The sequence below is a fragment of the Stenotrophomonas sp. Sm10 genome (genome assembly GCF_030985515.1).
Lineage (GTDB): Bacteria > Pseudomonadota > Gammaproteobacteria > Xanthomonadales > Xanthomonadaceae > Stenotrophomonas > Stenotrophomonas hibiscicola.
Map to the genome: position 1 here is coordinate 1 of NZ_JAPTFO010000010.1, position 21718 is coordinate 21718.

A 21718-nucleotide genomic window follows, 5' to 3' on the forward strand; every position below is an offset into this window, starting at 1 on the left:
CCCCCCCCCCCGGCCGCTGGCCGGCAATGAATGGGGGGGGAGGGCGAAACGGCGTTACCTGCGGCCGCTCCTCCGGCCCGGCCGACACATGCGGCCTCGAGTCGCTGCCCGGCGGGTGATCCCCGACGTCCACCGCATTCCCACCGGCTGCCCACCACCTATCCACAGGGTTGTCCCTAGCCAGCTTCATCACTGTCATGTGAAGCTGTCATTGTTCCGTTTCTGCGGTGCGTTGTGCCACCGCAGTGACGCCTTTCGGGCTTGACTGCGCAGCCCGTTCCGGCGGGTCTGAAGCGTCTGATCAGGGCGCCGATGGCACGATCCTTGCGGCGCAAGGGATTGCCGAATTTCACTACATTTGGCGTTGACGGACCCCATTACCCCCACTATCTTGTGGCCGTCGGTCGCAGCAACCCCAGGTCTGGGGGTGGCAGCAGCACCCATCCGCGATCGTCAACGGCAGTGGCAGGCGCAGGGTCTCATCCTCTGCGACGCCGTCCTGCCATCCTGGGCCGTCATGTCCCGGGCTGCGTCACCCCGATGCATCGAGCACCCCCAAATCACGCCAAGAGGACATACGCCGTGAGCACCGAATCCAGCGCCACCATCGAGAAGGAAAGCGAATTCCTGTTGACGTCGCCGCCGACGGCCAACGCGATGAGTGTGACCAAGCGCAACGGGACCACCGAGCTGGTGGACCTGAACAAGATCGTGCGCGCGGTGCAGCGTTCCTCCGAAGGCCTGCACGCCGTCGATCCGATGCGCGTGGCCACCCGCACCATTTCCGGCCTGTACAACGGCGCCACCACCCGCGAGCTGGACGAGCTGTCCATCCGCACCGCCGCCCTGCTGATCGGTGAAGAGCCCGAGTACGGCCGCCTCGCTGCGCGCCTGCTGGCCAACTACATTGCCAAGGAAGTCTCGGGCCAGGAAATCTACGCCTTCTCGCAGTCGGTCAGCCGTGGCCATGAAGTCGGCCTGATCAACGACCGCCTGCTGAACTTCGTGCAGACCAATGCACGCAAGCTCAACGACGCCATCGACATCTCGCTGGACCTGAACTTCGATTACTTCGGCCTGCGTACCCTGTATGACCGTTACCTGCTGCGCCACCCGCACACCCGCAAGGTGATCGAGACCCCGCAGCAGTTCTTCCTGCGCATCGCCAGTGCGCTCAGCGAGGACGTGTCCGAGACCCTGGCGCTGTACAAGCGCATGGGCAACCTGGACTACCTGCCGTCCAGCCCGACCCTGTTCAATTCCGGCACCACCCACGAACAGCTGTCCTCGTGCTTCCTGCTGGATTCGCCGCAGGACTCGCTGGAGTCGATCTACGCCAAGTACGGCGACATCGCCCAGCTGTCGAAGTTCTCCGGCGGCATCGGCGTCAGCTACACCCGCGTGCGTTCGCGTGGTTCGCTCATCAAGTCGACCAACGGCCACTCCAACGGCATCGTGCCGTGGCTGAAGACCATGGATTCGTCCGTGGCCGCGGTGAACCAGGGCGGCAAGCGCAAGGGCGCAGCCTGCGTGTACCTGGAAACCTGGCACGCCGATATCGAGGACTTCCTCGAACTGCGTGACAACACCGGTGACGAAGCCCGCCGTGCGCACAACCTGAACCTGGCCAACTGGGTACCGGACCTGTTCATGAAGCGCGTCGAGGCCGACCAGGAATGGTCGCTGTTCGATCCGCGCGTGGTGCCGGAGTTCACCGACCTGTTCGGCGAAGCCTTCGAGGCCGCCTACCTGCAGGCCGAAGCCCAAGGCAAGGCCAACCGCACCATCCCAGCGCGCAAGCTGTACGCCCGCATGATGCGTACGCTGGCCGAGACCGGCAACGGCTGGATGACCTTCAAGGACAAGTGCAACCGCGCAAGCAACCAGACCCTGCGTCCGGGCAACGTGATCCACCTGTCCAACCTGTGCACGGAAATCCTGGAAGTCACCTCCAACGATGAAACCGCAGTGTGCAACCTGGGTTCGATCAACCTGGGCAACCACTTCGACGAGCACAACGAGTTCGACTTCGAGAAGCTGGCCGAGACCGTGCGCCTGGCCGTGCGCCAGCTCGACCGCGTCATTGACCTGAACTTCTACCCGATCGAAACCGCCCGCCGCGCCAACCTGCGCTGGCGTCCGGTCGGCCTGGGCTGCATGGGCCTGCAGGATGTGTTCTTCCGCAAGCGCCTGCCGTTCGACAGCGCCGAGGCCCGCGCCCTGTCGAAGAAGATTGCCGAAGCGATCTACTTCCACGCGCTGGAAACCTCCTGCGAGCTGGCCCAGGAACGCGGCAAGCACCCGTCGTTCAACGACACCCGTGCCGCCAGTGGCGAACTGCAGTTCGATGCCTGGAACGTGGTGCCGGAAGACACTGCGCGCTGGGATGCCCTGCGTGAGCGCATCAAGGAACACGGCCTGCGCAATTCGCTGATGATCGCGATCGCGCCGACCGCGACCATCGCCTCGATCGCCGGCTGCTACGAGTGCGTCGAGCCGCAGGTGTCCAACCTGTTCAAGCGCGAGACCCTGTCCGGTGACTTCCTGCAGGTCAACCGCTACCTGGTCAACGAGCTGAAGAAGCTGGGCCTGTGGACGCCGGAAATGCGCGATGCCATCAAGCTGGCCGAAGGCTCCATCGCGGGTCTGCCACAGATCCCGGAAACGCTGCGCGAGGTCTATCGCACCGCGTGGGAACTGCCGATGCGTTCGCTGATCGACATGGCCGCCGAACGTGGCGCCTTCATCGACCAGTCGGCCTCGCTCAACCTGTTCATGGAAAGCCCGAACATCGGCGCGATGTCCTCCATGTACATGTACGCCTGGAAGCAGGGCATCAAGACCACCTACTACCTGCGTTCGCGCCCGGCCACCAAGATCGCCAAGACCACGGTGAGCAGCGCGGCCCCGGCCAAGGTGTTCAGCCCGGACGAAGCCATCGCCTGCTCGCTGGAAAACCCGGAAGCCTGCGAGGCCTGCCAGTAACACACCGCGCGGTGGGTGCCGACCGTTGGTCGGCACTCGAGCACCTCGCACCTGTAGAGCCGAGCCACGCTCGGCCGCAGCACGGAAACACCCAGGTAGCGCCGGGCCACGCCCGGCGTTTTGACCCGAGAAGACAAGGAAACACCCATGGCCGACAAGCCCAAGCAGATGCTGCTCGATCCCGGTTTTGAACTGACCCTGCGCCCGATGCGCTACCCGCAGTTCTATGACATGTACCGGAACGCGATCAAGAACACCTGGACGGTGGAAGAGATCAATTTCCAGATCGACATCACCGACCTGCACAGCAAGATGTCGCCGGGTGAGCGCCACCTGATCCACCGCCTGGTCGCGTTCTTCGCCACCGGCGACTCGATCGTGTCCAACAACCTGGTGCTGAACCTGTACCAGCACCTCAATGCGCCGGAAGCGCGCATGTACCTGTCGCGCCAGTTGTATGAAGAAGCGCTGCACGTGCAGTTCTACCTGACCCTGCTCGACAACTACCTGCCGGACCCGGAAGAGCGCGCCAAGGCGTTCTCGGCGGTGGAGAACATCGACTCGATCAAGAAGAAGGCCGATTTCTGCTTCAAGTGGATCGACTCGATCCAGGACCTGACCCGCATCGAGACCCGCGAACAGCGCCGCCAGTTCCTGCTCAACCAGATCTGCTTCGCTGCCTGCATCGAAGGCCTGTTCTTCTTCGCTGCGTTCGCCTACGTGTACTACTTCCGTTCGCGCGGCCTGCTGCCAGGCCTGGCCTCGGGCACCAACTGGGTGTTCCGCGACGAAAGCGCGCACATGGAGTTCGCCTTCGAGTCGGTGCGCGTGGTGCGTGAGGAAGAGCCGGACCTGTTCGACGATGAAATGAAGCAGCAGGTCTACGACATGCTGGCCGAAGCGATCGAATGCGAAGTGCAGTTCGCCGAGGACGTGCTGTCCGGTGGCGTGGCTGGCATTTCCACCCGCGACATGCGCCAGTACCTGCAGCACTGCGCCGACCAGCACTTCGCCAAGCTGGGCATGGAAAAGAAATACAACGTGCGCAACCCGCTGCCGTTCATGGAACTGCAGGACGTGCAGGAACTGACCAACTTCTTCGAGCGCCGCGTCTCGGCCTACCAGGTCGGCGTGCAGGGCGAAGTCGCCTTCGACATGAACTTCTGATCGAACCGGCCCGGCCTGTCGCAACAAAAAAACCCCGGCCAATGCCGGGGTTTTTTGTTGCGCGCCTGCTTTTGTAGAGTCGAGCCATGCTCGACTGCTGTTCGCAAGAAAGTCGAGCATGGCTCGACTCTACAATCAGCGCCGCCCTTCCATCGCCATGCGCACCGCCAACCCGGCCAGCACCGTGCCCATCAGCCAGCGCTGCACCCTCTGCCAGGTGGGGCGCGCGGCCAGAAAGCCGGCGATGCTGCCGGCGGTCAGCACGATCAGGCCGTTCACGCTGACGCTGACCAGGATCTGGGTGGAGCCCAGCACGATCGACTGCATCAGCACGCTGCCTTCGCTGTCCGGATGCAGGAACTGCGGCAGCAGCGACAGGTACATCACCGCGATTTTCGGGTTCAGCAGGTTGGTCAGGAAGCCCATCGTGAACAGCTTGCGCGGGCTGTCCTGCGGCAGGTCGCGCACCGCGAACGGCGAACGGCCACCCGGCTTGAGCGCCTGCCAGGCCAGGTACAGCAGGTACAGCGCGCCGCCGATGCGCAGCGCGTCATAGGCGAACGGCACGGTCATCAGCAGGGCGGTGATGCCCAATGCCGCGCACAGCATGTAGAACACGAAGCCCAGCGCCACCCCGCCCAGCGAGATCAGGCCCGCCATCGGTCCTTGGCAGATCGAGCGCGAGATGACGTAGATCATGTTCGGCCCGGGCGTGAGCACCATGGCCAGCGAAACCAGCGCAAAGGCCAGCAGGTCGGAAGTGGCGGGCATGGGCAGTCCTGGCAGCGGGCGTGGCGCAGTGTAACGCCTGCTGCAGGCGCGGCCTGCGCAGGCACCGCTGCCGGGTGACCGTTGCACGTGCATTCCGATGGCCATCACGCCGGTCGCTTAGAATCCGCAGCACCCCACACCGAAGCACCCCCATGACCCCGATCCCCGAGACCGTGCCGCCCATCGAAGTGCGCATGGCCGAAATCGTCTTTCCCAACCACACCAACCACCTGGGCACCCTGTTCGGCGGCCAGGCATTGGCGTGGATGGACAAGGCCGCCTTCCTGGCTGCTGCCCGCTACTCGCGCCGCACCGTGGTGACCGCGCGCAGCGACCAGGTCGACTTCAAACTGCCGATCCGCATCGGCCAGATGGTGGAAACCATCGGCCGCATTGTCGAAGTCGGCCGCAGCTCGATGAAGGTGGAGGTGGAACTGGTCGCCGAGGACCTGCACAGCGGCGAGCGCAAGCTTTGTACCCGCGGCCACTTCGTGATGATCGCGCTGGACGAGGAAGGCCACCCGATCGCGGTGCCGCCGCTGCCGGCCGCCTGAGCCGGCGCTTGCACGGGCGCTGCGGCGCCCCCATCTGGCAGCCATGACCTCGCCGCTGACCGACTTCATCGACCGCGCCCAGCGCCTGTTCGTGCTGACCGGCGCCGGTTGCAGCACCGCATCGGGCATCCCCGATTACCGGGATGCCGACGGCCAGTGGAAGCGCACCCCGCCGGTGACCTACCAGGCCTTCATGGGCGAGGCCGCTACCCGCCAGCGCTACTGGGCGCGCAGCCTGCTGGGCTGGCCGCGCTTCGGCCTGGCCCGGCCCAACGGTACCCACCAGGCCCTGGCCGCACTGGAGAGCCGTGGCAAGCTGCAGGTGCTGCTGACCCAGAACGTGGACGGCCTGCACCAGCGCGCCGGCAGCCGTAACGTGATCGACCTGCATGGCCGCCTGGACCTGGTGCGCTGCATGTGCTGCGAGCGGCGCAGCGATCGCGGGGAGTTCCAGCAGCGCCTGCTGGACGCCAACCCCGGCTGGGACACGCTGGAGGCCGGCATCGCCCCGGACGGCGACGCCGACCTGGAGACCGATTTCTCCAGCTTCGTGGTACCCGGGTGCCCGCACTGCGGCGGGGTGTTGAAGCCGGACGTGGTGTTTTTCGGCGAGAACGTGCCGCGCGAGCGGGTGGAGGCGGTGCACGAGCACCTGCAGCAGGCCGACGCCGTGCTGGTGGTGGGCTCGTCGCTGATGGTCTATTCCGGCTTCCGTTTCGTGCAGGCCGCGGCCAGGGCAGGACTGCCGGTGGCGGCGCTGAACCGCGGCCGCACCCGTGCCGACGACCTGCTGCAGTTCAAGGATGAGCGGGACTGCGCCGAGGCGCTGGCGTCGGCTATCGAATCACCGGCTGGGTAGAGTCGACTTCAGTCGACTCTACCGACAACCGTCCCCGCGAAACAGCGATCCATCCAGATGGTTGATCCGGGAGCCGCGCAGCGGTGCAATATGCCCCCCTACGTCGTCCCATCACTGTCTTGAGCCAGCTGTTTTCGCCGATCTCGTTCGGCCCCCTGACCCTGTCCAACCGCATCGTCATCGCGCCGATGTGCCAGTACTCCGCCGAAGATGGCCGCGCCAGCGACTGGCACGCCATGCACCTGGGCAACCTGGCGCAGTCCGGCGCCGGCCTGCTGATCCTGGAAGCCACGGCGGTCGAGCCGCGTGGCCGCATCAGCTGGGCCGACCTGGGCCTGTGGGATGACGGCACCGAGGCAGCGCTGGCGCAGGTGCTGGCCAGCGTCCGCCGCTGGTCGCCGATGCCGCTGGGCATCCAGCTCGGCCATGCCGGTCGCAAGGCGTCGGTGAACCGCCCTTGGGACGGCGGTGGTCAACTGCCAGCCGACGACACGCGTGGCTGGATCACCGTGGCGCCGTCGCCGCTGCCGTTCCATGCTGCCGATCCGGCGCCGCAGGAACTGGACGAGGCCGGCATCGCCGAGCTCGTTGCTGCCTTCGCCGCCAGTGCGGTGCGCGCCGAGCGCCTGGGCTTCGAGCTGATCGAGCTGCATGCCGCGCACGGCTACCTGCTGCACCAGTTCCTGTCGCCGCTGAGCAACCGCCGCACCGATGGCTACGGTGGCTCATTGCCGAACCGCCTGCGCCTGCTCGTGGAAGTATTCGACGCCGTGCGTGCGGCGGTATCGGACAAGGTCGCCGTGGGCGTGCGCATCTCCGCCAGCGACTGGGTCGATGGCGGCTGGGATCTGGTGCAGAGCGAAGCGCTGGCCCAGGTGCTGGACGCGCGCGGCTGCAACTTCCTGCACGTTTCCAGCGGTGGCCTGGACGAGCGCCAGAAGATCACCGTCGGCCCGGGCTACCAGGTGCCGTTCGCAGCAGCGATCAAGGCCAAGGTGCGCATGCCGGTGATCGCGGTGGGCATGATCACCGAACCGGAGCAGGCCGAATCGATCCTGCGCCATCGCCACGCCGATGCGGTAGCGCTGGCACGCGGCATCCTCTACGACCCGCGCTGGCCGTGGCACGCTGCTGCCGCATTGCGCGACAGCGTGGAGCCGGCGCCGCAGTACCTGCGCTGCGAGCCGCGCGAGGCGCGTGGCGTGTTCAAGACGCGCTGAGGCTCACACCCGCCAAGCCGGCGCGATGCCGGCCTGAAGGTGATCGAACAGCGCGCGGATCTTGGCGGTGAAATCGCGGCGGTCGCTGACGCAGAAGTAGACCTCCATCGGTTCCGGGCGCCACGCGGTGTCGGCGCCGAACACCGCCTGCAGGCGGCCATCGCGCAGGTACGGCTCGGCCACGAAGGCGGCCAGCCGGGTGATGCCGGCACCGGCCGCCGCCAGCGTCGCCAGCGCATCGATGTCATCGCAGACCATGCTCGGTGGCAGCGCGGCGTCCACGCGCTGGCCGTCCTTCAGCAGGCCCCAGCGCAATGGCCGGCCATCGGTGGGGAAGCGGTGCAGCAGCCCGCGATGACCGCCCAGCTCGGATGGCTGTTGCGGGGTGCCGCGTGCCTTCAGGTAGGCCGGCGAGGCGCAGAACACGAACGGAACACGCGCCAGCTGCCGCGCCACCACCCCGTCCTCCAGCTGGGCCCCGATGCGGATGCTGGCATCCACCGCTTCCGGGCCATGCTGCACGGCGCGGTCGGTCAGGCGCAGCTCCAGCTGCAGTTGCGGGTAGCGCTGCTGCAGCGAAGGCAGCAACGGCGCCAGCACATGGCGGCCGAACGCACTGCTGCTGGCGATGCGCAGCGGCCCGGCCGGTTCGATGTCACCGGCGGTGACCATCGCCTGCGCGCGCGCCAGGTCGGCTTCGATGTGGCGCACCTGCGCCAGGTACAGCGCGCCGGCCTCGCTGAGGGCCAGCTGCCGCGTGCTGCGGTTCAGCAACCGTACGCCCAGATGGGCCTCCAGCCGGTTGATGTTCTGGCCGACCGCGGTGGCGCTGATGCCAAGGATGCGGGCCGCGGCGGCAATGCTGCCGGTCTCTGCGGTGCGGGTGAAGCTGCGGATCAGTTGCAACAGGTTCATGACCGACCAGCTTGCCACGGGAAGATCCAAGTATCGCTTGGTACTGAACCAAGCAGGTCGGTTGCACCCGTGATCATCCGGCCGCTGGGCAGGGCGCTGCCCTACACTGTGGCGATGCGCCCCGATTCCATCCTCACCCTGTCCTGCCCCGACCGTACCGGCATCGTCTATCGCGTGTCCGGCCTGCTGTTCGACCACGGCTGCAACATCCTCGACGCCCAGCAGTTCGGCGACGAGGAAAGCGGCCGCTTCTTCCTGCGCGTGCATTTCGATCGCGATGCCGGCCTGCCGCTGGAGACCGTGCACGCCGCGATGGCCACGCTCGCCCAGGACTTCGGCATGGACTGGCAGCTGCACGATGGCCGCCGCCGCGCACGCCTGCTGGTGCTGGTCAGCAAACAGGGGCATTGCCTCAACGACCTGCTGTTCCGCGCCCACAGCGGCCAGCTGAAGGTCGACATTGCGGCGGTGGCGTCCAACCACGCCGACTTCGCGCCATTGGCCGCCTCCTACCAGGTGCCGTTCCACCACCTGCCGGTGACCGCCGATACGCGCGCGGTGCAGGAGCAGCAGATCATCGACCTGGTCGAGCGTGAGCGCATCGACCTGGTGGTGCTGGCGCGCTACATGCAGATCCTGTCACCCACGCTGTGCCGCGCGCTGGCCGGCCGTGCGATCAACATCCACCACAGCTTCCTGCCCAGCTTCAAGGGCGCGCAGCCGTACCACCAGGCGCACGCGCGCGGGGTCAAGATCATCGGTGCCACCGCGCACTACGTCACCGAGGACCTGGACGAAGGCCCGATCATCGAACAGGACGTGGCCCGCGTTGACCATGCGATGGCGCCGCGCGAACTGGTGCGGCTGGGCAGTGATACCGAATCGCTGGTGCTGGCGCGTGCGGTGCGCCGCCATGTGGAACACCGCATCCTGCTCAATGGGCATCGCACGGTGGTGTTCCGGTAATCGCCCATCCCGCGTCCGCCGGGCCATGCCCGGCGGTCGCGCGTCAGGCGAGCGTAATCCCCGCCTTGCCCAGCGCCTCGCGTACCATCGTATCGTTGGCCTCGGTCACCGGCCGGGTCAGCTCCCACAGGAACTTCACCTTGAAGCCGGACTTCACCGCGTCCTGCGCGCTCCACAGCACGCAGTAATCGCGGGCCAGGCCGCACACGTGCACTTCGCGGATACGGCGCTCATGCAGCCAGCCGGCCAGGCCGGTGGCCGGGCGCTCGCCATCGGGACCGTGGTTCTCGCGGAAGGCGCTGTACGAATCCACCTGTTGGCGCGTGCCCTTGCGCAGGATCAGGTCGGCCATGGCCCAGTCCACGCCCGGGTGCAGAGCGGCGCCATCGCTGCCCTGCACGCAATGGTCGGGCCACAGGGTCTGCGGCTGCGCGTGCAGCAGGATGGTCTCGAACGGGCGTTGGCCGGGGTGCTGGCTGGCGAACGAGGCGTGATCGGCCGGGTGCCAGTCCTGGGTGGCCACCACCGTGCGGTAGCGGCGCTGCGCCAGCAGTCCGGCAATCGGTGCCACCAGCGCATCACCCTGGTCGCAGGCCAGCGCGCCACCCGGCATGAAGTCCGGCTGCAGGTCGATCACCAGCAGGGCGACGTCGGCGGGCAGGGCGGTCATGGCAGATCCACTACAAGAGAAGGGCGACCAGCGTGGCCGCCCCTTGCTCACACGTCAATCGCCCTGCGGCGTCCCAGCGTCCTGCCCGTAGTACAGCAGGCCGATTTTGATCCGCTCGCGGCCGTTCTCGCGACGGTGGCGGTTGGCATCGCGCAGCGAATACACGCAGCCGCAGTACTCCTGCTGGTAGAACTGCTCGCGCTTGCTGATCTCGATCATGCGGCTGGCACCGCCGCCCTTGCGCCAGTTGTAGTCCCAGTACTGCAGGCCTTCGTAGCGCGAGGCGGCGCGGATGCCGCAATCGTTGATCTGCGCCATGTTCTTCCAGCGCGAGATGCCCAGCGACGAACTGATGGTGTCGTAGCCGTGCTCGTGCGCGTACAGCGCAGTGCGTTCGAAACGCATGTCGAAGCACATCGTGCAGCGGATGCCGCGTTCGGGCTCGTTCTCCATGCCACGCGCACGGCTGAACCAGTTGTCGGTGTCGTAGTCGCAGTCGATGAAGGGAATGCCATGCTGCTCGGCGAAGCGGATGTTTTCCTGCTTGCGCAGTTCGTATTCCTTCACCGGATGGATGTTGGGGTTGTAGAAGAAGATCGCGTAGTCGATCCCGGAGGCGGTGATCGCCTCCATTACCTCGCCGGAGCAGGGCGCGCAGCATGAATGCAGCAGCAGGCGCTTGCCGTTGGCAGGCAGGGTCAGGGTGGGGCGTTGGAACTCGGTCATCGTCAGGTACCGCATGGACCGCCGGCAACGGCGGTGGCCCATGCATCTGTGCGTGGGTGGACAGGGCTGGCCGGATACCGTGAAAAGGACGCACGCGGCCGCACTGCCCGCACGCGCAGGTCAGCGACGGCCCCGGCACCCTCCCCGCGGAGAGTCCAGGTCGAGTCAGGGGACGGTCGTGTCCCCCGGCCGGGGCCGGTATTCGGGCTGATGGACACGGGCCGCAGCCCACCTACTACCTGCCGCTTCCCAGGCGCGAGCCCAGTGCTGTTGGCAGGATTCGTTTCCATTCACCGCTGCGGGGCAGCTCCGGAATGGGCGCGCCAGGCGCCTTCACCGGATTCCCGTTCAAATCCCTGTCGCCATCAACGCTGCGGCGGGGATACCTTCGGCGTGCCCACGGTGGACGCGTCGAGGGCAATGGTCAAGGGTCAATGAAAGCTCGGGGCTCTGGTCCGTTTCTCAGGCCGTGAGAGCGCCGCTTGCCATACTGGGCATCGACAGACGGGAGGTGGCTCGTGGCGGCGAAGTACTGCGATCTGGTCATGAAAGGCGGCATCACCAGCGGCATCGTGTACCCCAATGCGGTACTGGCGCTGGCGCGCGAGTATCGCTTCAAGAGCATCGGCGGTACCTCGGCCGGCGCCATTGCTGCGGCGGTGGCGGCTGCGGCGGCATGCGGCGATCGTCGCCAGCAGGCCGGCGAGCACCTGCCCAGTGATGCCGGTTATGGGGGGCTGTCGGCGGTGTCGGCGCAGCTGTCGCGGCGCGGGTTCATCTACAGCCTGTTCCAACCGGCGCGGGGCGCGCGTGCGGCCTATCGGCTGCTGGTGGTGCTGACCGGCAATGCGGGCCTGCCACACAAGCTGCTGTGCCTGGCGGTGGCGGTATTCGAGATCGCGCCGCTGGAAGTGCTGGTGTCGCTGGCGCTGCTGCTGGGCCTGGGCGGGTGGGGCGGCGGCTGGAGCGGTGTGGCCGCCACGCTGCTGCCGTCGCTGCTGTGCGCCTACGGTGCCGGTGTGGCCGGTGCCGTGCTGCGCGTGGCCCGCGTGGCACGGCGCAACCTGCTGGGCCTGTGCAGTGGCCTCGGCCGCGATGCACGCAAACCGGCGTTGACCGAGTGGCTGCATGAGTGCCTGCAGCAGTTGTCAGGCAAGCCACTTGATGCACCGCTGACCTTCGCCGACCTGCACGACGCACCGCGCTATGCCGGCGAGCCGGACAGCCCGCACGCGATCAGCCTGCAGATGATCACCACCTGCGTCTCGCACAACGAGCCGCGTACGCTGCCACTGGGCGGCGCGCAGTTCTGGTTCCTGCGCGAAGAGTTCGAGCAGTTGTTCCCGGCCAGCGTGGTGCAGTGGCTGGTGGATCAGGCTGGCCCGCCGCTGGACGTGGAGGGGCGGCAGTACTACCACCTGCCGCAGGGCCCGAAGCTGCCGGTGCTGGTGGCCACACGCATGAGCCTGAGCTTCCCGTTGCTGATCAGCGCGGTGCCACTGCACGAACCCTCGCGCCGCGAGCGCCGCTGCGAACCCACCGTGCCGGCGGCCGACCCCGAGCACAACGTGGCCGACAGCATGGAAGGGCTGACCAGCGCCGGGCAGGCTTGCGGTCCGGTGATCACCGCCTTCCGCATCTGCTGGTTCTCCGATGGTGGCATCAGCAGCAACTTCCCGATCCATCTGTTCGACGCCGCATTGCCGCGCTGGCCGACCTTCGCCATCAACCTGGTCTACCCGCAGCACGCCGAAGACGTGAGCCAGGGCAGCGGTAGCCGGCAGGCACTGGAGCATGCCGTGTTCCTGCCCACCGAGAACCGCCACGGCTGGCAACGGCATTACCAGTCCATTGCCACGCCGCTGGCCGCAGCCGAGCTGGGGCGTTTCCTGTTCGCGGTGGTGGCGACCATGCAGAACTGGCGCGACCTGCTGCAGGCGCGCGCGCCGGGTTATCGCGACCGCATCGTGCATGTGAGCCTGCAGGGCGACGAAGGTGGCATGAACCTGGACATGCCGCAGGAGGTGCTGACCCGCATCGCCGACAAGGGCAGCCTGGCCGGTGCGCGGTTCTGTTCGTTCTCGTTCGAGAACCACTACTGGATCCGCTGGCGCAACCTGGCCTCGGCCTACCAACGGTACACGCTGGAAGTGGCCCGTACCGACGACCCGGCGCAGCAGGTACTGGCCTATCGCGCGGCGTACTCGATGGTCGCTCGCGGCGAACCGACACCGCCGTCGTACAAGCTAGGCTCGGAAGACAAGCGTCGCGGCTCGCAGCAGCTGTGGGCGCAGATGGTCGAGCAGGGCCGAACCTGGGAGGACCTGGGTCCTGACCTGACCGACGGCGCACCGCGTCCGCTGCCGCAGATGAAGGTGACGCCGATCTACTGAGCCGGTTCTTGGTAGATCCACGCCGTGCGTGGATGCATCTCGAATCGGGGTCAGATCCGTTCTCCTATGGAAATTGGATCTGACCCCTGCGGTGGCTCATCGCCAGGGGGCAACCACCGCATCATCCTGCAAGGGTGCATACAACGGCAGCGCCAGCTCCTGCTTCACCCAGCCCGGATTGAGCGCACGCAGGCCGGCCAGGTATTCGCGGGCCAGTGCGATATCCCCTTGCCGCATCGCCAGGCGCGCAGCGCGCGCCCAGGTGCGGTCCCAGCCGTGGGCCAGTGACAACGAGGTCGCCAGCGCAGCGCGCGCACCCGCCACATCACCCTTCTCCCAGCGCTCCTCCGCGCGGATGATCGCCTCGTTGGACAGGCGCATGTCGTACAGCTCGCGCAGCCTCGCGACCGCGCGCGGGTCGGCGTCCACGCGCAGATCGGTGTCCTGCCAGTCGCCCCCCGGCGTGCGCACCAGCAGCGCGGCCGACCACTGCCCACTGCGCTGGCCGCCCGCGGCCTGGCCGGCTTCCAGCGCCGCCAGCAAGCGTGTGGCAAGCGCTCCGTGCGAAGCCGTAAAGGTACGTTGCATTGCCGTCAGCACGTCCGGTCCGGCCAGGCCATTGCCCTGCACGCTCAACATGCCGTCGCCGTGCGCACCGGCCCAGCTGGCCTGCTGCGCGGTGGCGCCGGTGTATTGCGCATTGCCACCGCGCGCACTGATCAGCCCCACCTGGCGCTCGGCGAGCGTGGTGCCATCGAAGTTGCCGTCTTCATCCAACAGCTGCTTCAGCACCTGTGCAGGTGTACGACCTTTGGCCAGTAGTTCAAGGCCTTTGGACCCATAGGTCGGGTTGGTCTCGAACTGGCTGGCGACCGCGCCGACCTTCGCCTGCGCCCACGGCACCCCCACGCCCCCGACCGCCAGGTTGTGCGTGGCGACCGCCACCCCGCAGTCGCCGGCCTCGTTGCAGGCGGCGATGGAAAAGGTCGCCCACGCCGGCGCGGCGACGGCAGCGAGCAGCAGGGCCAGGCAAGAGCGCAACAGGGACATGGGTGTCTCCATGGGCAGGCATTGCATTGGGATGCAGCCTACGCACGAAAGGTTTAGTAGATCCACGCCATGCGTGGATGCGCTTCGATGAAGGCTCGAAATATTCGATCTCGATCGGATTCCATCCACGCATGGCGTGGATCTACGGTGTCGACCAAGGTCGACACCCACCAACAGCAGCGTACCGACCAACGGTCAGCACCCACCAACAGCAGCGGGAAACTGTCGAAGGCGGGGGTGGGTCCGGTTGCGGGGGCGTGAGCGCCATGGATGGCGCGACCGAGCCTACATGGACGTATTCACGGCGTCCCCCGCAACCGGACCCATCCCGCATCCCACGGAATGCCGGCTTTTGCCGTGGCCGTTGCCGTTGCTTCGGCCTCTGCAGGTGCAGGGCGCAGCCCTGCCGAACCAACCCTACCGCCCCGGCAACTGCGCGAACGCACGCTGCATGCAGTCCTCCCGCGGGCACACCCGGCACCCCGGGCCGATCGACACCGAATTGCCCGGGCTCTGCACATCCAGCCCCAGCGAATACACCAGCCGCTCGGCATGCTGCAGATCGCAGCCCAGCGCCACCGCGAAGGTCTTGCGCGGCTGGCCATGGCCGACCGGACCACTGCTGACTTGCCGTGCCAGCCAGAAATGCCGTCGCCCATCGGGCATGCGCGCGGTCTGCGTAAGGATGCGCCCGGGCTGGTTGAACGCCTCGTAGACGATCCACAGCGGGCACGAACCACCCACCTGCGAGAAGTGGAAGTCGGTGGCCGAATGGCGCTTGGACACATTGCCCGCGCGGTCCACGCGGATGAAGAAGAACGGCAGCCCGGGCGCGCTGCGCCGTGCCAGCGTGCTCAGCCGATGGCAGACCGCTTCGAAGCCGACGCCGAACTGGTGTGCCAGCAGTTCGATGTCGTAGCTGCTGGCCTCGGCCGCACGCAGGAAGCGCATGTACGGCATCACCAAGGCGCCAGCGAAATAGTTCGACAGACCGATGCGGGCCTGAGCGATGCGTGCCTCATCGGTGAAGCCGGCACGTGCCACCACCGCATCGATCTGCGGCAGGTAGCCGTGCAGGGCCAGCTCGGCGGCCATCTGGAATGCCTGCTGGCCTGGCTCCAGGTAGTCCGGCAACCACAGCCGCCGTGCTTCGGCATCGTACTGGCGCTTCTCGCGCCCGGCCTGCAGCGCGGCCACTTCCACCAGCACGCCGTGGCGGTCGGCCAGCAGCTGGCGCAGGCGTGGTGCCACGTGCCCGGGCGACAGCCCCCACTCGGCGAACAGACGCTCGGCCAGCTCGTCCAGTTCGGGAATGTGGTTGTGCATGCGGTTGAAGAACTCACGCACCTGGTCGCCTGCGGGCAGGATGCTGCCGGCGCCGGGCTCGCCCAGCTGGAACTCCAGGGCGGCGGCATGCTCACGCAGCGCCAGGTGGCGGCGGTGCAGATCCAGCAGGGCGCGGCTGACCTGCGGCAGGTTGCCGGCCAAGGCGCGCAGCTCGGTCGCGCTGACCTCCGCCAGGCCCAGGTCGCGCAGGGTTTCGCCCAGCGCTTCCTGCAGCGCGGCAGGCTCATCTTCGTCGAATAGTGAGGAAACGTCGCCCAATACTTCGCCCAGCTTCTTCTGAACGGCCGGGGTGAGTGGGCGCTTGTTGCGCTCGATCTGGTTCAGGTAACTGGCCGACAGGCCCAAGGCGCGGGCCAGATCCACCTGGCTGTAGCCGCGCTGCTCGCGCAGCCGCAGCAAGCGAAGGCCAAGCTGCCGCTGGCTGGATGAATAATTCACAGAATTAACATGAATCGTCTGGCGTGTTGGCCAGATTAAGCGGATTCAGGCCGGAAATCGAGGTGGCTGCTGTGAATAATGCCAAGCATCTTTCGAGCCCGTGGGATTGTCGTCATGACTGTTGAAGCGCCCCGTATCCGCATGCTGATCGATGGCCAGTTCATCGAATCGGCCACCTCCCACTGGCAGGACGTGATCAATCCGGCCACCCAGGACGTGCTGGCCAAGGTGCCGTTCGCCACCACCGCGGAAGTGGACGCCGCCGTCGCCGCCGCCAAGGAAGCCTTCAAGACCTGGCGCAAGACCCCGATCGGCACCCGCGCGCGCATCTTCCTGAAGTACCAGCAGCTGATCCGCGAGAACATGAGCGAGCTGGCCCACATCCTCACCGCCGAACAGGGCAAGACCCTGCCCGACGCCGAAGGCGATGTGTTCCGCGGCCTGGAAGTGGTCGAGCATGCGGCCGCCATCGGCAACCTGCAGCTGGGCGAGTTGGCCAACAACGTGGCCAACGGCGTGGATACCTACACGATCATGCAGCCGCTGGGCGTGTGCGCCGGCATCACCCCGTTCAACTTCCCGGCGATGATTCCGCTGTGGATGTTCCCGATGGCGATCGCCACCGGCAACACCTTCATCCTGAAGCCGTCCGAGCAGGACCCGATGGTCACCATGCGCCTGGTCGAACTGGCCCTGGAAGCCGGCATTCCGAAGGGCGTGCTGAACGTCGTCCACGGTGGCGAGGAAGTGGTCAACGCGATCTGCGACCACCCGGACATCAAGGCCGTGTCGTTCGTCGGTTCCACGCGCGTCGGCACCCACGTGTACAACCGTGCCTCGCTGGCCGGCAAGCGCGTGCAGTGCATGATGGGCGCCAAGAACCACGCCGTGGTGCTGCCGGACGCCAACAAGGAACAGACCCTCAACGCGATGGTCGGCGCCGCCTTCGGTGCGGCCGGCCAGCGCTGCATGGCCGCCTCCACCCTGGTGCTGGTCGGTGAAGCGCGCAACTGGGTGCAGGATCTGGTTGAAAAGGCCAAGACCCTGAAGGTCAGTGCCGGCACCGTGGCCGGCACCGACGTCGGCCCGGTCATTTCCTGCAGCGCCCGCGAGCGCGTGGAAGGCCTGATCGCCTCGGGCGTGGAGCAGGGTGCCAAGCTGGTGCTGGATGGCCGCAAGCCGCAGGTCGATGGCTTCGAGAAGGGCAACTTCGTCGGCCCGACCATCTTTGCCGGTGTCACCACCGACATGCGCATCTACCAGGAAGAAATCTTCGGGCCGGTGCTGGTCATCCTCGAAGCAGAGACGCTGGAAGACGCCATCGCGATGGTCAACAGCAACCCGAACGGCAACGGCACCGCACTGTTCACCCAGTCCGGCGCTGCCGCGCGCAAGTTCCAGGAAGACATCGACGTCGGCCAGGTCGGCATCAACGTGCCGATCCCGGTGCCGGTGCCGCTGTTCTCGTTCACCGGTTCGCGCGCCTCCAAGCTGGGCGACCTGGGCCCGTACGGCAAGCAGGTGGTGCTGTTCTACACCCAGACCAAGACGGTCACCGCGCGCTGGTTCGATGACGAGACGCTGAGCCACGGCGTCAACACCACGATCAGCCTGAAGTAACGGCAGGAGCAGCCATGAGCCACTCGATGACGACGGAACTGGAAGAAGCGCAGCAGGCGTACCGCGAGGCAGCGCGCGACTTCGCACAGGCCGAACTGGCGCCACACGCCGCGCGATGGGATGCGGAGGGCATCTTTCCGCGCGAGGCGATCGCCAAGGCCGGTGAGTTGGGCTTCTGCGGTCTGTACATGGACCCGGAAGTGGGCGGCAGCGGCTTGAGCCGGCTGGACGCCGCCGTCGTCATCGAGGAGCTCGCCAACGTCGATCCGTCGACGGCGGCGTACATCAGCATCCACAACATGGCCTCGTGGATGGTGTCCACGTGGGGCCAGCCGGCACTGCGCGATGCCTGGGGCAGCGACCTGTCCTCAGGCAGCAAGCTGGCCTCGTACTGCCTGACCGAGCCGGGCGCCGGTTCCGATGCGGCCTCGCTGAAGACCACCGCCGTGCGCGATGGCGACTTCTATGTGCTGAACGGCTCGAAGGCCTTCATCTCCGGCGCCGGGGCCACCGAGCTGCTGGTGGTGATGGCGCGCACCGGCGGTGCCGGTGCCGGTGGTGTCAGCGCCATTGCCGTGCCGTCGGACCTGCAGGGCATCAGCTTCGGCCGCAAGGAAGAGAAGATGGGCTGGAACAGCCAGCCCACCCGCGGCATCACCTTCGAAAACGTCCGCGTGCCGGTCAGCCACCTTCTGGGAGAGGAAGGCGGCGGCTTCAAACTGGCGATGAAGGGGCTCGACGGCGGCCGCATCAACATCGCCGCCTGTTCGCTGGGTGCCGCGCAGGGCGCGCTGGATGCCGCACGCCGCTACATGGGCGAGCGCCGCCAGTTCGGCAAGGCGCTGGCCGAGTTCCAGGCGCTGCAGTTCAAGCTGGCCGACATGGTCACCCAACTGGTGGCCGCGCGGCAGATGGTGCACACCGCCGCACGCAAGCTCGATGCCGGTGCCAGCGACGCCAACGTGTGGTGCGCGATGGCCAAGCGTTTCGCTACCGATGCCGGTTTCAACGTCTGCAACGAAGCGCTGCAGATCCACGGTGGCTACGGCTACATCCGTGAATACCCGATCGAACGCCTGCTGCGTGACTGCCGCGTGCACCAGATCCTGGAAGGCACCAACGAGATCATGCGGGTGATCGTTGCCCGTCACCTGCTCAACACCGAAGAGGAACTGCGATGAAGGATTGGCGTACCCAGGAGCACGTGGGCCTGAAGGTGGAGGTCGATGGCCACACCGCCGTGGTCACCCTGAACAACCCGCCGGCGCACACCTGGACCGTGCACAGCCTGTCGGCGCTGCGCGACCTGGTGGGCGCGCTCAACGCAGACCGCGACATCTACGCGTTGGTGATTACCGGTGACGGCGAGAAGTTCTTCTCCGCCGGTGCCGACCTCAACCAGTTCGCCTCCGGTGACAAGGCCGCTGCGCGCGAGGCCGCACGCCGCTTCGGTGAAGCCTTCGAGGCGCTGTCCGGTTTCCGTGGCGTGTCCATCGCCGCGATCAACGGCTATGCGATGGGTGGCGGCCTGGAATGTGCGCTGGCCTGCGACCTGCGCATCATCGAAGACCATGCCCAGGTCGCGCTGCCGGAGGCCACCGTCGGCCTGCTGCCGTGCGCCGGCGGCACCCAGAACCTGCCGCGCCTGGTCGGCGAGGGCTGGGCCAAGCGCATGATCCTGCTGGGCGAGCGCATCAACGCCGACACCGCACTGCGCATTGGCCTTGCCGAAGAAAAGGTTGGCAAGGGCGAAGCCAAGGCACTGGCGCTGGAATGGGCGAAGAAGGCCGGCAAGCAGAGCCCGACCAGCATCGCCGCCTGCAAGACCCTGGTGCAGTCCACCCGCACCGGCACCCACGCCTCGGCGCTGGTGGCCGAGCGCGAAGCCTTCGTCGATCTGTTCGATACCGCCGACCAGGTCGAGGGCGTGACTGCCTTCCTGGAAAAGCGCACCGCGCAGTGGAAGAACGCATGAGCATCGACACCGCTGCCGACGACGCACCGGTGCTGTTCGAAGAGCGCGTGGCCGGCAATGGCACGCGCATCGGCATCGCCACGCTCAACGCGCCGCGCACGCTCAACGGATTCTCGCTGCCGATGGCGCACCTGCTGCTGAAGCAGTTGAATGCCTGGGCCGACGACGACGGCATCGCCATGGTGGTGCTGCAAGGCGCCGGTGAAAAGGCGTTCTGCGCCGGCGGCGACCTGCACAGCCTGTACAAGAGCATGGTCGCCTTCCGCGAGGCCGGCCACAGCGACATCCGCCAGAACGCCTATGCTGCCGAGTTCTTCGACGTCGAATACCGCGTCGATTACCTCATCCACACCTACGCCAAGCCGATCCTGTGCTGGGGCCATGGCATTGTGATGGGCGGCGGCATCGGCCTGATGTCCGGTGCCAGCCACCGCGTGGTCAGCGAACGTTCCAAGCTGGCCTTCCCGGAAATCACCGTCGGCCTGTTCCCCGATGTCGGTGGCAGCTGGCTGCTGCCGCGGGTGCCGGCCAAGGGCGGCCTGTTCCTGGCCCTGACCGGTGCACTGCTCAACCCGGGCGATGCCATCTATGCCGGCCTGGCCGATGTGCACGTGGCCGAAGAGCGCCGCAGTGCAGTGTTCGATGCGCTGCTGCAGGTGGCCTGGTCCAGCCACCCCGCACACAACCACGAACGCCTGACCCACCTGCTGCAGTCGCATGCCAGTGATGCTGCGACCGGTCCACTGCTGGCCAATGCGGCACAGGTCGAGGCGCTGTGCGAAGGCGATGACCTGCAGGCCATCGTGGCGCGCATTACCGGCCTGCAGACCGACGACGCCTGGTTGCAGGCGGCTCAGAAGACCCTTGCTGCCGGTGCGCCGGGTTCGGCGCGGCTGGCCTTCGAGCTTCAGCGTCGCAGCGCCGGCCAGGATCTGGCCGCGATCTACCGCCTGGAGTATATCGTCGCCCTGCATTGCGCCGCCCACGGCGATTTCGCCGAAGGCATCCGCGCGCTGCTGATCGACAAGGATCGCAATCCGCAGTGGAACCCGGCCACCCTGGCCGGGGCCACCGGTGCGTGGGCCGACACCTTCTTTGCTTCCCCCTGGGCCGATGCCGCGCATCCGCTGGCCGACCTGGGCTCTCCCCTTGTTGAAAGGAGCCTTGCATGAGCCGCATTGCATTCATCGGGTTGGGCAACATGGGTGGCCCGATGGCCGCCAATCTGGTCAAGAACGGCCACAGCGTGCGCGTGTTCGATCTGGTCCCGGCCGCGGTGCAGGCCGCCGTTGACGCCGGTGCCAGTGCTGCGTCGTCGGCGCGCGACACCCTGGCCGATGCCGAAGTGGTGATCTCGATGTTGCCGGCCAGCCGCCACGTCGAAGGCGTGTACCTGGGCGACGACGGCATCCTGGCCGCGATCCCGGATGGCGCACTGGTCATCGACTGCAGCACGATCGCACCGGCCAGCGCGCGCAAGGTGTCAGAGGCCGCCGCCGCACGTGGCCTGCAGATGATCGATGCACCGGTCTCCGGTGGTACCGCAGGCGCCCAGGCCGGCACGCTGACCTTCATCGTCGGTGGCGAAGAGGACGCGCTGGAGCGTGCCCGTCCGGTGCTGCAGGCGATGGGCAAAAACATCTTCCACGTGGGCGCCAGCGGCGCCGGCCAGGTCGCCAAGCTGTGCAACAACATGGCGCTGGGCGTGATCATGGCGGTGACCGGTGAAGCCATTGCGCTGGGCGTGGCACACGGGCTGGACCCGAAGGTGCTGTCGCAGATGATGGCGGTCAGCACCGGCCGCAGCTGGGCCACCGAAGTGTGCAACCCGTGGCCGGGCGTGCTGGAAAACGCGCCTGCGTCGCGCGGTTACAGCGGTGGCTTCGGCAGCGATCTGATGCTGAAGGACATGGGCCTGGCAGTGGAAGCAGCGATGAGTGTCGGCGCCTCGATCCCGCTGGGCGAAGTGGCCCGCAACCTGTACTCGATGAACCACCAGGCTGGCCGCGGCAAGCTGGATTTTTCCAGTGTGGTGCAGCTGATCACCAGCGAGAAGTAAGGC

The 21718-nt window shown here is 66.9% G+C and carries 18 protein-coding genes and 1 riboswitch; of the genes, 12 read left to right on the forward strand and 6 right to left on the reverse strand.

The genetic code is table 11. The features are described from left to right. The first annotated feature begins 582 nt into the window (after positions 1-582). Positions 583-2985: a ribonucleoside-diphosphate reductase subunit alpha gene (locus O0J15_RS04470; protein ID WP_019661866.1), complete on the forward strand. Its 2403-nt coding sequence runs from the start codon at positions 583-585 to the stop codon at positions 2983-2985. Positions 2986-3132: 147 nt separating this feature from the next. Then, on the forward strand, positions 3133-4152 hold the full coding sequence (locus O0J15_RS04475; RefSeq protein ID WP_005420683.1) for a ribonucleotide-diphosphate reductase subunit beta: 1020 nt from the start codon (positions 3133-3135) through the stop codon (positions 4150-4152). 135 nt (positions 4153-4287) lie between these two features. Here O0J15_RS04475 and O0J15_RS04480 read toward each other — a convergent pair whose 3' ends face one another. Then, a complete protein-coding gene (locus O0J15_RS04480; protein WP_180877549.1) occupies positions 4288-4923 on the reverse strand; it encodes a LysE family translocator in 636 nt (211 codons plus the stop codon). Between the two features lie 152 nt (positions 4924-5075). Between O0J15_RS04480 and O0J15_RS04485 the strand changes: the two genes are divergently transcribed. The 3 genes from O0J15_RS04485 (at position 5076) to O0J15_RS04495 (ending at position 7556) form a co-directional block, all read left to right on the forward strand. Continuing rightward, positions 5076-5477, forward strand: coding sequence for an acyl-CoA thioesterase (locus tag O0J15_RS04485; RefSeq protein ID WP_005407672.1), 402 nt, complete (start codon positions 5076-5078; stop codon positions 5475-5477). Between the two features lie 43 nt (positions 5478-5520). Then, on the forward strand, positions 5521-6336 hold the full coding sequence (locus O0J15_RS04490) for an NAD-dependent protein deacetylase (protein ID WP_134735259.1): 816 nt from the start codon (positions 5521-5523) through the stop codon (positions 6334-6336). A 119-nt stretch (positions 6337-6455) separates the two neighbouring features. Continuing rightward, the gene (locus O0J15_RS04495) at positions 6456-7556 is read left to right on the forward strand and encodes an NADH:flavin oxidoreductase/NADH oxidase (RefSeq protein WP_111097700.1); all 1101 of its coding nucleotides are present in this window, start codon (positions 6456-6458) and stop codon (positions 7554-7556) included. A 3-nt stretch (positions 7557-7559) separates the two neighbouring features. On the opposite strand, the gene O0J15_RS04500 is transcribed toward O0J15_RS04495, so the two are convergent. Further along, the gene (locus O0J15_RS04500; protein ID WP_021203759.1) at positions 7560-8471 is read right to left on the reverse strand and encodes a LysR family transcriptional regulator; all 912 of its coding nucleotides are present in this window, start codon (positions 8469-8471) and stop codon (positions 7560-7562) included. A gap of 114 nt (positions 8472-8585) precedes the next feature. Here O0J15_RS04500 and purU point away from each other — a divergent pair, with 114 nt between their 5' ends. Then, positions 8586-9437: a formyltetrahydrofolate deformylase gene (purU, locus tag O0J15_RS04505; RefSeq protein ID WP_026347242.1), complete on the forward strand. Its 852-nt coding sequence runs from the start codon at positions 8586-8588 to the stop codon at positions 9435-9437. Between the two features lie 43 nt (positions 9438-9480). Here the strand turns inward: purU and pncA are convergent, their stop codons facing one another. Then, complete coding sequence (pncA, locus tag O0J15_RS04510) at positions 9481-10107, reverse strand: bifunctional nicotinamidase/pyrazinamidase (protein WP_134735257.1); 627 nt, start codon at positions 10105-10107, stop codon at positions 9481-9483. A gap of 54 nt (positions 10108-10161) precedes the next feature. Then, entirely contained in the window at positions 10162-10833 is a 672-nt protein-coding gene (locus O0J15_RS04515; protein ID WP_032953751.1) for an epoxyqueuosine reductase QueH, read from the reverse strand. A gap of 175 nt (positions 10834-11008) precedes the next feature. Next, positions 11009-11224: riboswitch (cobalamin riboswitch) on the reverse strand. A gap of 127 nt (positions 11225-11351) precedes the next feature. On the opposite strand from O0J15_RS04515, the gene O0J15_RS04520 reads away from it, so the two are divergent. After that, positions 11352-13226: a patatin-like phospholipase family protein gene (locus O0J15_RS04520; protein ID WP_308305155.1), complete on the forward strand. Its 1875-nt coding sequence runs from the start codon at positions 11352-11354 to the stop codon at positions 13224-13226. Positions 13227-13322: 96 nt separating this feature from the next. Here O0J15_RS04520 and O0J15_RS04525 read toward each other — a convergent pair whose 3' ends face one another. After that, entirely contained in the window at positions 13323-14276 is a 954-nt protein-coding gene (locus tag O0J15_RS04525) for a DUF1028 domain-containing protein (RefSeq protein ID WP_019661853.1), read from the reverse strand. 417 nt (positions 14277-14693) lie between these two features. Then, complete coding sequence (locus O0J15_RS04530) at positions 14694-16061, reverse strand: short-chain fatty acyl-CoA regulator family protein (protein ID WP_019661852.1); 1368 nt, start codon at positions 16059-16061, stop codon at positions 14694-14696. Between the two features lie 114 nt (positions 16062-16175). Here O0J15_RS04530 and O0J15_RS04535 point away from each other — a divergent pair, with 114 nt between their 5' ends. The 5 genes from O0J15_RS04535 to mmsB are packed head-to-tail and all read left to right on the forward strand — an operon-like array spanning position 16176 to position 21715. Then, complete coding sequence (locus O0J15_RS04535; protein ID WP_019661851.1) at positions 16176-17681, forward strand: CoA-acylating methylmalonate-semialdehyde dehydrogenase; 1506 nt, start codon at positions 16176-16178, stop codon at positions 17679-17681. Between the two features lie 14 nt (positions 17682-17695). Beyond that, positions 17696-18862, forward strand: a complete 1167-nt coding sequence (locus O0J15_RS04540; protein WP_019661850.1) for an acyl-CoA dehydrogenase family protein — start codon at positions 17696-17698, stop codon at positions 18860-18862. Then, a complete protein-coding gene (locus O0J15_RS04545) occupies positions 18859-19656 on the forward strand; it encodes an enoyl-CoA hydratase (RefSeq protein ID WP_308305156.1) in 798 nt (265 codons plus the stop codon). Before O0J15_RS04540 ends, O0J15_RS04545 begins: the two co-directional genes overlap by 4 nt. After that, positions 19653-20828, forward strand: a complete 1176-nt coding sequence (locus O0J15_RS04550) for an enoyl-CoA hydratase/isomerase family protein (RefSeq protein WP_155028810.1) — start codon at positions 19653-19655, stop codon at positions 20826-20828. Before O0J15_RS04545 ends, O0J15_RS04550 begins: the two co-directional genes overlap by 4 nt. Continuing rightward, complete coding sequence (mmsB, locus tag O0J15_RS04555) at positions 20825-21715, forward strand: 3-hydroxyisobutyrate dehydrogenase (RefSeq protein ID WP_021203766.1); 891 nt, start codon at positions 20825-20827, stop codon at positions 21713-21715. Before O0J15_RS04550 ends, mmsB begins: the two co-directional genes overlap by 4 nt. Positions 21716-21718: the final 3 nt, after the last annotated feature.